Source organism: Comamonas sp. DB36 (genome assembly GCF_057914905.1).
In genome coordinates, this window is sequence record NZ_CP196631.1 from 49,115 (window position 1) to 62,635 (window position 13,521).

Annotated in this window: 11 protein-coding genes; 3 read left to right on the forward strand and 8 right to left on the reverse strand. The window is 62.4% G+C overall.

Annotated features, from left to right (window positions below; translation table 11 throughout):
- Positions 1-65: 65 nt before the first annotated feature.
- Complete coding sequence (locus ACSVDO_RS00225) at positions 66-470, reverse strand: hypothetical protein (protein WP_489594502.1); 405 nt, start codon at positions 468-470, stop codon at positions 66-68.
- 332 nt (positions 471-802) lie between these two features.
- On the opposite strand from ACSVDO_RS00225, the gene dinG reads away from it, so the two are divergent.
- Positions 803-2,965, forward strand: a complete 2,163-nt coding sequence (gene dinG, locus ACSVDO_RS00230; RefSeq protein WP_332548871.1) for an ATP-dependent DNA helicase DinG — start codon at positions 803-805, stop codon at positions 2,963-2,965.
- A 57-nt stretch (positions 2,966-3,022) separates the two neighbouring features.
- Positions 3,023-3,379 (forward strand): zinc ribbon domain-containing protein YjdM, encoded by a 357-nt coding sequence (locus tag ACSVDO_RS00235; protein WP_332548873.1) that lies wholly within the window; start codon positions 3,023-3,025, stop codon positions 3,377-3,379.
- A 1,500-nt stretch (positions 3,380-4,879) separates the two neighbouring features.
- On the opposite strand, the gene ACSVDO_RS00240 is transcribed toward ACSVDO_RS00235, so the two are convergent.
- Both ACSVDO_RS00240 and ACSVDO_RS00245 read right to left on the reverse strand, forming a co-directional pair.
- The gene (locus ACSVDO_RS00240; protein WP_489594504.1) at positions 4,880-5,410 is read right to left on the reverse strand and encodes an acyloxyacyl hydrolase; all 531 of its coding nucleotides are present in this window, start codon (positions 5,408-5,410) and stop codon (positions 4,880-4,882) included.
- Positions 5,411-5,674: 264 nt separating this feature from the next.
- Positions 5,675-6,223, reverse strand: a complete 549-nt coding sequence (locus ACSVDO_RS00245) for a Spy/CpxP family protein refolding chaperone (RefSeq protein WP_489594505.1) — start codon at positions 6,221-6,223, stop codon at positions 5,675-5,677.
- 305 nt (positions 6,224-6,528) lie between these two features.
- Here ACSVDO_RS00245 and ACSVDO_RS00250 point away from each other — a divergent pair, with 305 nt between their 5' ends.
- Positions 6,529-7,569, forward strand: coding sequence for a recombination-associated protein RdgC (locus ACSVDO_RS00250; protein WP_489594506.1), 1,041 nt, complete (start codon positions 6,529-6,531; stop codon positions 7,567-7,569).
- Between the two features lie 66 nt (positions 7,570-7,635).
- Here the strand turns inward: ACSVDO_RS00250 and ACSVDO_RS00255 are convergent, their stop codons facing one another.
- The 5 genes from ACSVDO_RS00255 to ACSVDO_RS00275 are packed head-to-tail and all read right to left on the reverse strand — an operon-like array spanning position 7,636 to position 13,491.
- A complete protein-coding gene (locus ACSVDO_RS00255) occupies positions 7,636-8,823 on the reverse strand; it encodes an acetyl-CoA C-acyltransferase family protein (RefSeq protein WP_489594508.1) in 1,188 nt (395 codons plus the stop codon).
- 27 nt (positions 8,824-8,850) lie between these two features.
- Positions 8,851-9,645 carry an enoyl-CoA hydratase/isomerase family protein gene (locus ACSVDO_RS00260; protein ID WP_489594509.1) on the reverse strand — a complete coding sequence of 265 codons (795 nt, stop codon included), beginning with the start codon at positions 9,643-9,645 and terminating at the stop codon, positions 8,851-8,853.
- Positions 9,642-11,462, reverse strand: a complete 1,821-nt coding sequence (locus ACSVDO_RS00265; RefSeq protein ID WP_489594511.1) for an AMP-dependent synthetase/ligase — start codon at positions 11,460-11,462, stop codon at positions 9,642-9,644. The genes ACSVDO_RS00260 and ACSVDO_RS00265 overlap by 4 nt, the downstream gene beginning before the upstream one ends.
- Before the next feature lie 12 nt (positions 11,463-11,474).
- Entirely contained in the window at positions 11,475-12,293 is an 819-nt protein-coding gene (locus ACSVDO_RS00270) for an ABC transporter ATP-binding protein (protein ID WP_489594513.1), read from the reverse strand.
- 16 nt (positions 12,294-12,309) lie between these two features.
- Positions 12,310-13,491, reverse strand: a complete 1,182-nt coding sequence (locus tag ACSVDO_RS00275) for an ABC transporter substrate-binding protein (RefSeq protein WP_489594515.1) — start codon at positions 13,489-13,491, stop codon at positions 12,310-12,312.
- Positions 13,492-13,521: the final 30 nt, after the last annotated feature.

The following is a 13,521-nucleotide window of genomic DNA, read 5'->3' on the forward strand; positions in this document are numbered from 1 at the left end:
TTCAGATAGCCGAATCAGCCGAACAAAAAGATAAGAAAAATTACAAACCATGGGCAAGCATGCTTTCACGGCTTGCCCATCGCCAAAGCTGAAATCGGCTGCAAAACCCGATATATCCTTTTAAAACAACACTTTACAGCTACGTTATGAATAGCTTTAAACCAAATCCCCCCGGGTAAACCCCATTTTTTGGGCGCAGACTGCCAAAGATTGAGCTTTTTTTGCCTGTTTTTTAAGCAGAAACGGGAATCGCCGGGATTTGAGCCGCAGCCGTCGCCCGGGATGGGTCCATGCGTGCGCAACCCATCGCAGGGGCGCATCACTATGCACAGCGCAGGCACGCTATGTGCAGGCTGTACTGTGGATAAATGGCTGCTGATGCCTGTGTGGTTTTGGGTCATCTCCAGCCAGCTTTCTGGAAAACCTGTGGATAGTCGGCGCAAGTCATTGGCAGGCAACGAATTTTCCATGCAATCCTCTGACAATCCGCATAGCTGTCCCCAGAGATACGCACAGTGTATGTACCTGAAGTCACGCAAAAAATGCTGTGGATAAGTTTCCTCCCACAGAAGCCGGCAAAAACTTATCCGCTCTTATCCACAGAATTCTCAGTCCTGCGAAAATACACAGTCGGCACTTCCATGACCGGCTCGAACGCGTATGCAACACAGGTTGTATGTGCTCAAAAGCACCGTATGTAGCGTAGAAAACATAAGATTTAACATTTTATTCACTACATATCTGTGTTTTATTTCTTATTTATACCGACAGGCCCTCGAAAAGCCAGTCCATTCCGCTCTCAATGTCCCAGCAAAAGTGGGCCCAGTTGGGCCTTGAATCGTTCGATGATGTCGTCGCGTCCATCCCCGGGTTTCGCGGCCGCGAAGGTCAGCGGCGCATGGCGGCCCAGGTCGCCACCACGTTCAGCACCGCCCAGCTCGGAAAAGTCGATGACGATGCTCCGGAGCCGGAACGCTCCATTGCGGTAATTCAAGCCGGAACGGGCGTTGGAAAATCGCTGGCCTACAGCATTCCCGCGATCACGCTCGCGCTGGCGCGCGGCACCCGGGTGCTGATCTCGACCGCGACCGTGGCGCTGCAGGAGCAGTTGGTCAACAAGGATTTGCCGGCCCTCGCCGCACAGCTTGAGCAGCCGTTCAAATTCGCCCTCGCCAAGGGCCGCGGACGCTTTGTCTGCAAGCTCAAGCTCGAGCGCCTCGCGGGCACGGGCGAATCGCATGACGCGGCCGACGACCTGTTCGCCGAGGAAGAAGCCGCGACCCGGGCGCGTCCGGCCCAGGAACTCGAGGCGCGCATGCAGTTCTATGCGAGCATGGCCGACGCCATGGCCACAGGAGTTTGGGACGGCGACCGCGACTCGCTGGCCACGCCCCCCGAACCCGAGGCCTGGAGTCCGGTCGCGGCCGAGTCGAGCTCCTGCACCGGCAAACATTGCCCGGCTTTCGATGGCTGCACTTACTATGAACGCCGCAAATCCATGGTTGCGGCCCAGGTGATCGTGGCCAACCATGATCTGCTGCTGTCTTCGCTGGGCGCGCGCCTGCTGCCCGACCTGGACAACTGTCTGCTGGTGCTCGACGAGGCCCACCACCTGCCGGCCACCGCACTGTCCCAATTCGCCTGCGCACTTGACTTGAGCCGTCTGGGCTGGATAGACAAACTCGCCAGCCGCGCGCTGCGCGTGGGCACCATGCTCGAAGTCGAGGAGGTCGCCGACGTACCGACCCACTCGAGCCAGCTGCGCCAGACGCTGCAGGATCTGGCCCGCCTGGTGATGGATTTCTACGGCGACGAACTCAAGTCGCAGAAGGACAGCTGGGGACCGGCGCGGGTGCGCGCAACGCGCGGAATACTGCCCGAGGCTCTGCTCGAACCCCTGGCCCAGGCTTCGCACCACGCCAGTGGCTTTCTGGACGCACTGCGCGCAATCTCCAAGGCACTGCGCGTGGAGATCCGCGACAAACCCGAAGAAGCTCGCAGGTTATCCACAATGTATGCACAGGTCGGCGCACTCGCACCCCGACTCGAATCGGTATACGACACGGCCCAGCTGCTGCTGCAGCAGCCTGCTGAAAATGACGACAGTCAGTATGTTCCCAACGCAAAATGGTTCACGTTGGAGACAGATGGCGAGTTCATCGTGGTCAAGGCCCATGCCAGTCCGCTGCTGCCGGGAGCGACTCTGCGCCGCCATCTGTGGTCGCAGGTACGCGGCGCGGTGCTGACTTCGGCCACTTTAACAAGCTGTGGACAATTTGACTTCTTCCTGCGCGAATCCGGCCTGCACGGCGATGCGGCAGTAACCACGCTCGAAGTGCCCAGCCCGTTCGACTACGCGTCCCAGGGCATATTCGTTGCCGCGCAGACCCATGCCGATCCACGCCAGGCCAGCGCCTTCACCAGCGAGATGGTGGAGGCGCTGCTGCATGACCTGGCACGCGTCGAATCCGGCGCGCTGGTGCTCTTCACTTCGCGCGAGCAGATGCGCCAGGCCGTCGACGCCCTCTCGACCGCAATGCGCGCCAATGTGCTGGTGCAAACGGCCATGCCGCGCGCCCAGCTGCTGGCCCTGCACCGCGAGCGGGTCGCAGACGGCCAGCCCTCCATCATCTTCGGCATGCAGTCGTTCGGCGAGGGGCTGGATCTGCCGGGCGCACTATGCGAGTCGCTGTTCATCACCAAGCTGCCGTTTGCCCCGCCAGACGACCCCGTGGGAGAAGCCCGCGCCGAATGGCTGCGCAGCGCAGGCAGGGACCCCTTCAGCGAGCTCGTGGTGCCCGCCACGGCCATACGCCTGGCCCAATGGGTAGGCCGTGCGATCCGCACCGAAGAGGACCGGGCATTTGTCTACTGCTATGACAAGCGCCTGGTGCACACCAGCTATGGCCAGCGGCTGCTCAACGGCCTGCCGCCTTTTGCGCTCGAAAAGCGCCCGCCAAGATAAAAGGGCAGGGCCCATCAACCATTGCATCGTTTCCACTTGAAAGAGAAAGTTTTCCCCATGCCAGAACAAGTCCCGGCCTGCCCCCAGTGCGGCCTTGAGAACACCTATCCCGACGGCGCGAGCTACCTGTGCCCCGACTGCGCGTTTGAGTGGCCCCAAAGCGGCCAGGAGGCAGCAGAGGAAAGCGAGACCGGCGACGGCAGCATCCGCGATGCCAACGGCACGCTGCTGGCCGATGGCGACGCGGTGCTGCTGATCAAGGACCTCAAGGTCAAGGGATCATCGACCGTGATCAAGAAGGGCACGAAGATCAAGAGCATTCGCCTGGTCCATGGCAACGGCGACCATGACGTCGACTGCAAGACCGAGCAGGGCAGCTTCATGCTCAAGTCGGTGTTTCTGAAAAAAGCCTGAGCCTGGCATTGCGGCGCACGTGGCGCCGGCAACGGGCCCCCGATGGAGCCATCGCTCCATCGATATCTCCAGCGCGCTTCGCCCAGAACGCGCACAAACCGCCAGGGCCCGCGGTTTGATGATTTCCTCACCCCTGCCATCGTCCTGGCGGTTGCGGCCCTTCCTGAGGCCTTGCGGGCCCTTCGCCACGCATATCGCGCCTTGGTCTGAAACGCCGGGCATCGGTGCCTGCATTTGACTTCTGGCCGCCCAACGCTCACATGACCGGCTTTCCCTCGCCGTGACGTCAATGGCCCTGCAGGCCGTTCCTGCGGCGGAGCCGGGCACTCACAGGTCCTCCATCCCGCCTCGCGTCTTGCTTTGCCTCTGCCAAGGTCCGAATCTGTCCCAACGCGTGCCAAAACAAGGGGCGAACACCCAAAAAAACCGCATGTAACCGGGTTACAGCCGCAGCGCCAGCGGCTGCATTGCGTTGAATTTATTTGAACACCTAATAAAAACAACGACTTAGCCACGCCTGGCCATGGCGCCGCGCATTTTTCCACCGATGTTGATAACAAGCTGTGGACAACTCTTCGTTTTGAGTAATTTCAGAGGTAGTTGTCCCCAAATTGGTCATTTTTTCCAGAAAACCCGGCGTTTTTCATGCTTGTCCGGTTCATGGAGGTTTGAACTTTGCGCTTTTTCCGTCTGCGATGCAAGACGGATTTGCCTGGATGCGGTGTTTCGACGGCTTGTCCCAGGAACTCTCCTAGTTGTTCATTTATTTCACTATAAGAAATTAGTCGTAGTAGTAGATCCGCGCTGTTTCTGTGGATAACTTAAATTTCCTTATAAAAATCAACATCTTATGTTTTCCAAAAGGCTGTGCGTGAAGCCCTGTTCTCGATGTACGGCAAAAGTGGATAACTTTCATAAATCTGAATTTCCTGTGGATAACAAAGAGGTTGATATTTAGATATCCACAGAGTCTGCGGCTGTTGTTTTTTCCACAGATTTAGTGATATTTGCCTAGCATTTATTGGATAGTTAGCTATTAATTTAGGAGTGGATAACTTTTTTTATGGTTACTTTCCACAGTTGTTTTGCTGCTGTGTTTATTTTTTGTCGAGCCTTGGATCGAAAAGGCACGCCAACCGCATTGAGGCAACTTCTGAAAAGCTGCCCAAAAATTGTGCGCTGTTGTTATTCCTAATATTTCTATTTATAGATAGTCGTAGTAGTAGAGGCGCCCATTTTTTGTGGATAACTTGGATTTATCCATTGAAATCAATAGGTTGCAATGCTTGAAAGCATGTGTCCAGAGGGCTGTCGCTGCTGCATGCCGATTGGGTACAACTTTCAAATGATCAGTATGCTTGTGGATAACTGTATAGATTTCCCAATTTTCTCCTCAGGTTTATCCACAGGCATGCGAGGCATAAAAAAACCGCCCTGGCGGGCGGTTCGGGGGCAGAGTTTGCAGCTTTTCCGGGCGACTCTGTGGATAACTGATCAGTTTCAGAACCGGTGGGCGTAGCGCAGTTGCAGGAAGTTTTCGCCCGGGTTGGGGCGCTTGATGCCGGCATTCGAAAAATGTTCAAGGCGCAACATGACCTCGTGTTCGCGCCGCGCGCCGAAATTGGTGCCTACGGCGAGGTGTGTGGCGAAGTTGTAGCGCGTGCTGAAAAGCTTGTCGTGCGATTGGTAGTAGGCGCTGGACCATGCGAGACCGGTGCCGGCCTGAGCGAACCAGGGCGACCGGCCTTGATCGCCACGCCAGCGCAGCGTGGGTATCACGCCAATGACATAGGAGCGCTGGCGTTCATCTCTGAGCGTATGGCTGGACCAGTGGCTCGCAAACAGATCCCAGTGACCGGTGACCTGGCCAGAGCCCAGACCGTAGGTCCATTGCTTCCAGGGCAAGGTCACACCTACGCTGGCTGCATAGGCATCGCTGGCCCCCACGGCGCCCTGCGCATACCAGGTGGGAGAGTGGTCATTGAAAACGGGTTGGGACTGCGCGCCCCAACTGGCTAACAGTAAGGCCATGCCAGCGGTCCATGAGGAGGCGAGGCGAGATGGTTTCAACGGCATTGTTAACAACTCCAATGGACTGAATAAATTACGCTTTTAAACAAGTGTATGGAGGATGAAACCATGTTTTTGACAGCAAATGTCGCGTGATGCTTTTCCCCCCTCAAGCGCTGTAGGGGCTTGCGCAGCCGGCGCAACGCTGACCATCGATTCGCCATGAAAAAAGCAGGCACAAGGCCTGCTTTGGGGGGTGGCAAGCCGCGAGGGCCTGGGCATGAGTTACTTGGCAGGCGCTGCGGCCGCAGGTGCGTGGCGATGTTCGCCATGGGGGCCATGGCGCTTGCCGTGATGCGGGCCAAAGCGCAGACTCTCGGCGTCAAAGGTTTTCTGCTGCGTGGGGCTCAGCGTTGCATAGAAGGTCTTGGTCGCTTGCGCACGACGGTCTGCCTGGGCATTGCGTTCGGCGCGCTGCTGCTGCATGTGGTCTATGCGTTGCGGCGTGGTCAATTTGGCGAAGCTCTCGCGGTCCATGCGCTTGCCATGGGGCTGGGGCTTGACCGCTTCGCGGTAGGTGTTCCAGCCGGCTTGCTGGGCGGGCGTGAGTTGCAGCGCCGTCTGGAATTTCTGGGCCTTTTCGGCCATGCGCTTTTCATGCGCCGCAGGGTCACGCGGGTGGTGGCCTGGACCACGGGCTGCGGGTTCGGCGGCGATGCTTGTGGCTGCTGCGGGAGCTGCGGCCGGTGTCTGGGCCCATGTCGGCATGGCCAGCGCGGCAAAGACGGTGGCAGCGGCGGCGGTGGCAGTCAGGGTACGTTGGAAAATAGCCATGGAGCTGATCCTTTCTTGGGATGGAAGAACACGCTGTGGCGGGGAAACTGCAGCGCTGGATGTCAGTTTGCGATGCGCATGTAACGCTCGCATGTGGGCTGCGTGATGCTGTGTAAAGTAGTGCCAAGTTGCGGCGTCGCCGTGAAACGCTTTTTTACAGGCACGCGGCCGCCGAAGCCTTGTATGGTTTGCGCCGAGGCTTGTAGATTTCAAATCAATCAGGGTGATGATGGTCATCACCGGGTGCGGGGAGTGTCGGCGCGCGCCGGCGACAAACCCCTTTGCCGAATGAACGAAGGTAGTGGATGTTCAAGAACATGATCGTGTACCGCATTGCCGAGCAATGGCAGGGTACTTTGGAGCAGGTGGAGGAAGCGCTGGCGCGCACGCCGTTCACCGAGTGCGGCGCCACGCAGGAGCGCTCTGCCGGCTGGGTGCAGCCGCGCGGCGAAGGCGAAGGCCTGTTTGCCGAGTCGGTCGGCGGGCAGTGGATCCTGCGCTTCATGAGCGAAAGCAAGATGCTGCCGGCCAGCGTGCTCAACCGCAAGGTGCAGGAAAAGGCCGATGCGATCGAGCGCAATTCGGGCCGCAAGCCCGGCAAGAAGGAAAAGCAGGAGCTCAAGGACGAAGCCAAGCTCGACCTGTTGCCCATGGCTTTCACCAAGCAGGGCGGCATGTGGATCTGGATAGACCCCGACGCGCGCTTTCTGGTGCTCGACACCGGCAGCCAGACACGCGCCGACGAAGTCGTGACGCTGCTGGTCGATGGACTGCCTGGCTTTGCCGTCGCCTTGCTCGACACGCAGACCGCGGCCCAGGCCGCCATGGCGCATTGGCTGTCCAGCCAGGAGCCGCCCGTGGGCTTCACCATAGACCAGGAGTGCGAGCTCAAGAGCGCCGACGAGGCCAAGTCGGTGGTGCGCTATGCGCGCCACCCGCTGGACATCGATGAAGTCAAGGCGCACATAGAGGCCGGCAAGCTGCCCACCAAGCTCGCGCTGACCTGGGACGACCGCGTTTCCCTGGTGCTGACCGAAGGCCTGCAGGTCAAGAAGATCACCTTCCTGGAAACCGTGTTCGACGGTCAGTCCAAGGACGACGGCGGCTTTGACGCCGACGTGGCAATTGCCACGGGCGAGCTCAGCAAGCTGCTGCCCGATCTGATCGAGGCCCTGGGCGGCGAAGGCCGCACGGCGCTCGGCGAGGGCCTGCCGGCCGCGCTGCAGCAGGGGGCACCGGCCGAAGTGCTGGGCGTGCGCCTGGCCGCGGCCAAGGGCAAGGCCATGGCCGTGACCGGCCCCAAGGAAGCGCCCGAGGATTCGGATCCGGAATCGGCGCCGTTCTGAGGCGTTCCTGCACCATGAGAAAGAGCCGCTTGATGCGGCTCTTTTTTTATGTGGAAAGCGCGCGCGTCACACTCTTTCGAAGATCGCCGCAATGCCCTGGCCGCCGCCAATGCACATGGTCACCAGCGCATAGCGTCCGCCCGTGCGCTGCAGCTCGGCAATCGCCTTGGTGGTGATGATGGCGCCGGTCGCGCCCACCGGGTGGCCCAGCGAGATGCCCGAGCCGTTGGGGTTGACCTTGGCCGGGTCCAGGCCCAGCTCCTGGATTACGGCGCAAGCCTGGGCGGCAAACGCTTCGTTGGCTTCGATCACGTCCATGTCGCTGATCTTCAGGCCGGTGCGCGCCAGCACCTTCTGCGTTGCGGGCACCGGGCCGATTCCCATATAGGCGGGATCCACGCCCGCATGCGCATAGCCCACGAGGCGGGCCAGGGGCTTGGCGTTGAGGCCGGCGAGGCGATCGCCCGCGACCAGCACCACGGCGGCCGCGCCGTCGTTGAGGCCGGAGGCATTGCCGGCGGTGACGCTGCCGCCATCCTTCTGGAACGCGGGCTTCATGCCTGCCAGTACCTCGAGCGTGGTTGCGGCGCGCACATGCTCATCGGTGTCGAACAGCACCGTGCCCTTGCGCGTGGCGATTTCCACGGGAACGATCTGCTGCTTGAAGTAGCCGGCTTCGATGGCCGTGGCCGCGCGCTGCTGGCTTTGCAGCGCGAGCTGGTCCTGCTGCTCGCGCGAGATCTTGTAGCGCGCAGCGACGTTTTCGGCGGTGATGCCCATGTGCATTTTTTGCCAGGGGTCGTGCAGTATGCCCAGCATGTAGTCGATGCTCTTGGCGTCGCCCATGCGCGCGCCCCAGCGCGCGGCGGTGTCGAAGTAGGGGCCGCGGCTCATCGATTCCGAGCCGCCGCCGACGGCGATGTCGCAGTCGCCCAGAGCGATCGCCTGGGCCGCCGAAACGATGGCCTGCAGGCCCGAGCCGCACAGCCGGTTGACGTTGAACGCGGGCGTTTCAATAGGGCAGCCGGCGTCGATGGCCGCGACGCGGCTCAGATAGGCGTCCTTGGTATCGGTGGGAATCACATTGCCCATGACCACATGGCCAATGGCCTCGGGGTCCAGGCCCGAGCGCGCGATCGCGGCCTTGACGGCCGTGGTGGCGAGCTGGGTGTTGGGGACGTCTTTCAGGCTGCCGCCAAAGGTGCCTATGGCGGTGCGTGCGCTGCTGACGACGAAAATTTCGCGAGTGGTCATGGCCTGATCCTGTGGATAACTTTGCAGTCAACGGCCCGTGAAGCGCGCCGGCTGCTTTTGAAAGAATGCATCAATGCCGGCACGCAGATCGTCTGTCTGCGCGCATGCCCGAAACGCCTGCCATTCTGCGTGAAGCTGGGTCTGGAGGTCTGTCTCCAGCGAGGCACGCATGAGCCGGCGCATATGGCCCAGCGCCTGGGTCGGGCCCCGGGCCAGGCGCTGGGCCAGGCGCTGGACTTCGCCCGGCAATTCTGCGGCCGGCAAGACACGGTTGATCAACCCCATCTGCAGCGCCTGAGGTGCATCGAGCGCGTCGCCCAGCATCGATATCTCGAGCGCGCGGCGCAAACCTACCCAGCGCGGCAGCGCCCAGGACGCGCCCACATCGCAGCTTGCGCCCAGGTTGATATAGGCCAGGTTGAACTGCGCGCCTTCGGCGGCCAGCACGAAGTCGGCCTGCAGCATCAGGCTCAGGCCCGCGCCCGCTGCCGCGCCCTGGACCTGGGCGATCACCGGGGCGTTCAAATTGGCGAGCAGCAGCAGCGCCTGGTTCAGCGGCTCGAGCAGCGCATCGACGCCGGCCAGCGGGTCGCGCTGCAGCGTCAGCAGGTCGCCGCCGGCCATGAAGGCCCGGCCTGCACCACGCAGCACCAGCGCGCGCACGCTGGCGTCGCGCGCGATGTCCTGCAGCGCGGCGAGCAGGGCCTGGGCCATGGCGACGTTGATCGCATTGAGCGCCTGGGGTCGGTTGAAGACCAGCGTGACGATGGCGCCGTCGCGCTCGATGCGCAACGGCTCGTCGGGAGGGGAGGGAGAGTTCATTGGTAAAGCGCCTCGATTTCGCTGCCATAGGCCTTGTAGATGCTTGCGCGGCGCACCTTCATCGTTGCCGTGACTTCGCCGTCGTCATGGTCCAGTTCCTTGGTCAGCAGATGGAATTTTCGGATCTGCGAGACCTGGGCCAGGCGCGCGTTGCCCGCGGCGATTTCGCCGTCGATCAGCGCCAGCACTTCGGGGTGCTCGGCCAGCGAGCGGAAGTGGGTGAACGGAATGCGCCGCGACTGCGCCCACTGGCCCACGGTCTCGGCGTCCAGCATCACCAGCGCGGCAACGAACTTGCGACCTTCGGCAACGATCACGCATTCCTTGATGTAGGGGCTGGCCTTCATCGTGTTCTCGATCTCGGACGGCGTGAGGTTCTTGCCGCCCGCGGTGATCATGATGTCTTTCAGGCGATCGACGATTTTGAGCTGCCCCTGTTCCTCGCGCACCACGTCGCCGGTATGCAGCCAGCCGTCCTGCAGCGTTGCGGCCGTGGCCTCGGGGTTGTTGTAGTAGCCCGCGAACACCATGTCGCCGCGGATCTGCAGCTCGCCGCTGTCGGCCAGCCGCCATTCCACGCCTTCAATCGCTTCGCCCACGGTGCCGGGAATGACCTGGTCGAGGCGGTGTCCCAGCACCATGCCCGTCGACTCGGTCAGGCCGTAGACCTCGACCAGCGGAATGCCCAGCACACGGAAATAGCGCACGACCTCGGCGGGAATCGGCGCCGCGCCGGTCAGCGCAACCTGCACGCAGCGCAGTCCCAGGAAGTTCTGCAGCGCGCGTAGCACCAGCCAGTACCAGAGGCCGTAGGTGAGCTTGTCGACTACGCTCCATTGCGCGCGCGGCTTGTCGGCCAGCGGCGTGCAGGCGGCGATCGCGCGGTCCATCAGCTGGCGCTGCCAGCGCCCGGTCTCCAGCCGCTTGATGCTCAGGCTGGCGTGCATCTTTTCCCAGATGCGCGGCACGCCCAGGAACATGTTCGGGGCGACTTCGCGCAGGTCTTCCTGCACGGTGCGTATCGACTCGCCGAAGTGCACCTGCGCGCCCAGATAGATGGGCACGAAGGTGGTCAGCATCTGCTCGGCCACATGGCACAGCGGCAGATAGGACAGATGGCGCGTCTCGGAGCTCAGCTGCAGCCTCTCGATGATGCCCGGCGCGACGCCGCGGATATTGCGCCACGAAATCATCGCGCCCTTGGGCTTGCCGGTCGAGCCCGAGGTGTAGATCATCAGCGCGATGTCGTCGAATGCCTGCTGCGCCAGCGCTTCGTCAATCAGGGCGTGCTGGCCCGCGTTCCAGGCCGCGCGGCCCAGGGCCTCGACTTCGGCAAAGGTCGCGATCAGTTGGCGCTCATCGGGCGTGTAGCTGCGCAGGCCCTTGGTCTCCATGACCACGATATGCGTGAGCCGCGGCAGGCTGGCGCGCGCGGCCAGCAGCTTGTCGACCTGCTCCTGGTCTTCGCAGACCATGATGGAGATGTCGGCATGCGCGACCACGTAGGCGACTTCGTTGGTTGGGCTTGTGGGGTAGACGCCCACGGTGACGCCCGCGACCAGGCCGCAGCCCATCTGCGCCAGCACCCACTCGAGCCGGTTTTCGGAAATCACGCCCATATGGCCGCCGGCGCGCAGGCCCAGCGCGTGCAGCCCCAGGCCGAAATGGCCGGCGCGCTGGTAGTAGCTGGCCCAGGTCACGGGCTTCCAGATGCCGAAATCCTTTTGCCGGATGGCAACGCGATCGGGCTGGCTGCGCGCGAGTTCGCGCAGCTGCTGGGGCAGGGTGCGGTCGGGCAGGGAGGTGGAATGTTTCATGTGGAACAATTCCTAGGAAAGCCAGCGCTTGCGGCGCTTGTAGTGCTTGATGTCCTTGAAGCCTTTGGCTTCGCCCGCGCCGCCCATGCCGAGATAGAACTCGCGCACGTCGGCGTCGCCGGCCAGCAGTTCGGCCGGGCCGTCGATCACGATCTTGCCGTTTTCCATGATGTAGCCGCGGTGGGCGACGGCCAGGGCCACGGTGGCGTTCTGCTCGACCAGCAGCATCGACGTGCCGCGCTCGGCGTTGATGCGCGCGATGATGCCGAAGATGTCCTCGACCAGCTTGGGCGACAGGCCCAGCGAGGGTTCGTCGAGCAGGATCAGCGTGGGCTCGGCGATCAGCGCGCGGCCAATTGCCAGCATCTGCTGCTCGCCGCCCGACAGATAGCCGGCAAGGCCCTTGCGGCGCTCGTGCAGGCGCGGAAAGTAGCTGTAGACCAGGTCATAGTCGGGTCTGGCGTCGGGCCGTCCTGTGAGCGCATAGCTGGCCGCGACCAGGTTCTCCTCCACCGTCAGGTCTTCGAACACGCGCCGGCCTTCCATCACGTGCGACAGCCCGCGGCGCACCAGCTGCTGCGGCGCGAGCTGGGCCAGCGGCTGGCCGTTGAAGGCGATGCTGCCGCTGGCCAGCGCGCCGTTCTCCAGCGCCAGCAGGCCGGAAATGGCCTTGAGCGTGGTCGACTTGCCAGCGCCGTTGCTGCCCAGCAGCGCCACGATCTCGCCGCGCGGCACGATCAGCGACAGGCCGCGCAGCGCCTGCACCACCTTGTTGTAGATGACCTCGATGTTGTTGACTTCGAGGACCAGGTCGGGGGCCGGTCGGGTCATGCTGTTTTCCATTGCGTCAGAGCGCGATCCAGTCCGAGGCCGGCACCATCTTCTGTGCCGCCATGTCGGCGCGGTAGACCCGGCCCACGGGAATGGAGTTGCCGCGGATGGTGATGGGCACGCCGATCAGGCCACCGGTGTCGAAGTCCTTGAGGCTGTTGAGCGCGGCCTTGAGGTTGGGGCCGTTGAGCGGCTTGCCGGCGTCGAGGCAGCGCTTGGCGGATTCGACGAACAGCATGGCCGCCAGATAGCCCTGCATGTAGGCCGTGCTCTGGTACTCGGGGCGCAGCTTGCGGATCTTGTCGAGGGTGGGTGCGGGCGCCGATGTGTCGTAGTAGTAGCGGTAGGGCATGACGCCCATGAAGCCGTCGCCGGCCGGGCCCATCTTCATCACGGTGGAGCTGTCCATGGTCCAGAACGTTCCCATCCACTTGCTGGTCATGCCCATCTGCTTGCCCTGGGTGATGAACTCGGGAATGGGCGCGAGGATGTAGCCGTGGAAGATGGTGTAGTCGGGCGCGGCGCGGCGCAGCTTGATGACTTCGGTCGACACGTCGACGCTGCCGGCCGGCGTCATCAGCTTGACGGGCACCGTGAGGCCCAGCTTCTTGGCCAGGGCTTCGCTGGCCTCGATGGGGTCGCGGCCGAACTCGGAGTCGGAGTAGACGAAGGCCACCTTGGCGCCGGGCTTCTCCTTGGCAATGTGCTTGAGCAGGATGCCGAACATCTCGGTGTAGTCGGGGCCGACCAGGAACTGGTTGGGGTATTTCTTGGGGTCGTTGAGCTCGGTGGCAAACGAGGCGCCGGCCATCAGGATGCCGCCGTTGCGGTCCAGCTCGGGATTGATGGTCTTGGAGAAGCCCGTCGAGTCGCCGTAATAGAGATTGATCTTGTTCTGGCTGGTGAGCTTCTTGTAGGCCGCGACCGAGACGTCCACCTTGTAGCCCGTGTCCTCGGGCACGTAGCGCAGCTTGCGGCCCTTGATGCCGCCGGCGTCGTTGACCATCTTCACGTAGTCGCCAATGCCCAGGTTGATGCCCACGCCGGCGAAGGCAAACACGCCGGTCATGGGAATCGAGCCGCCGATGACGATGTCTTCGCCGCCGGTCTGGGCCTGCGCGGCCAGCGGCGCGGCGAGGCTGGCGCCGGCGGCCAGCAGCAGCGAGCGGCGGCGCTGGGAAGTCAGGTTCTGTTGCATGCTTTGTTCCTCGTCGATGACAGGGCGCTG

What these genes read in the sequence shown, in the direction of transcription:
- dinG (WP_332548871.1), top strand. Translation starts at nt 803, where the DNA reads ATGTCCCAGCAAAAGTGGGCCCAGTTGGGCCTTGAATCGTTCGATGAT.
- ACSVDO_RS00265 (WP_489594511.1), bottom strand. Translation starts at nt 11,462, where the DNA reads ATGAAACATTCCACCTCCCTGCCCGACCGCACCCTGCCCCAGCAGCTG.
- ACSVDO_RS00240 (WP_489594504.1), bottom strand. Translation starts at nt 5,410, where the DNA reads ATGGCCTTACTGTTAGCCAGTTGGGGCGCGCAGTCCCAACCCGTTTTC.
- ACSVDO_RS00250 (WP_489594506.1), top strand. Translation starts at nt 6,529, where the DNA reads ATGTTCAAGAACATGATCGTGTACCGCATTGCCGAGCAATGGCAGGGT.
- ACSVDO_RS00270 (WP_489594513.1), bottom strand. Translation starts at nt 12,293, where the DNA reads ATGACCCGACCGGCCCCCGACCTGGTCCTCGAAGTCAACAACATCGAG.
- ACSVDO_RS00255 (WP_489594508.1), bottom strand. Translation starts at nt 8,823, where the DNA reads ATGACCACTCGCGAAATTTTCGTCGTCAGCAGCGCACGCACCGCCATA.
- ACSVDO_RS00225 (WP_489594502.1), bottom strand. Translation starts at nt 470, where the DNA reads ATGGAAAATTCGTTGCCTGCCAATGACTTGCGCCGACTATCCACAGGT.
- ACSVDO_RS00245 (WP_489594505.1), bottom strand. Translation starts at nt 6,223, where the DNA reads ATGGCTATTTTCCAACGTACCCTGACTGCCACCGCCGCCGCTGCCACC.
- ACSVDO_RS00260 (WP_489594509.1), bottom strand. Translation starts at nt 9,645, where the DNA reads ATGAACTCTCCCTCCCCTCCCGACGAGCCGTTGCGCATCGAGCGCGAC.
- ACSVDO_RS00235 (WP_332548873.1), top strand. Translation starts at nt 3,023, where the DNA reads ATGCCAGAACAAGTCCCGGCCTGCCCCCAGTGCGGCCTTGAGAACACC.
- ACSVDO_RS00275 (WP_489594515.1), bottom strand. Translation starts at nt 13,491, where the DNA reads ATGCAACAGAACCTGACTTCCCAGCGCCGCCGCTCGCTGCTGCTGGCC.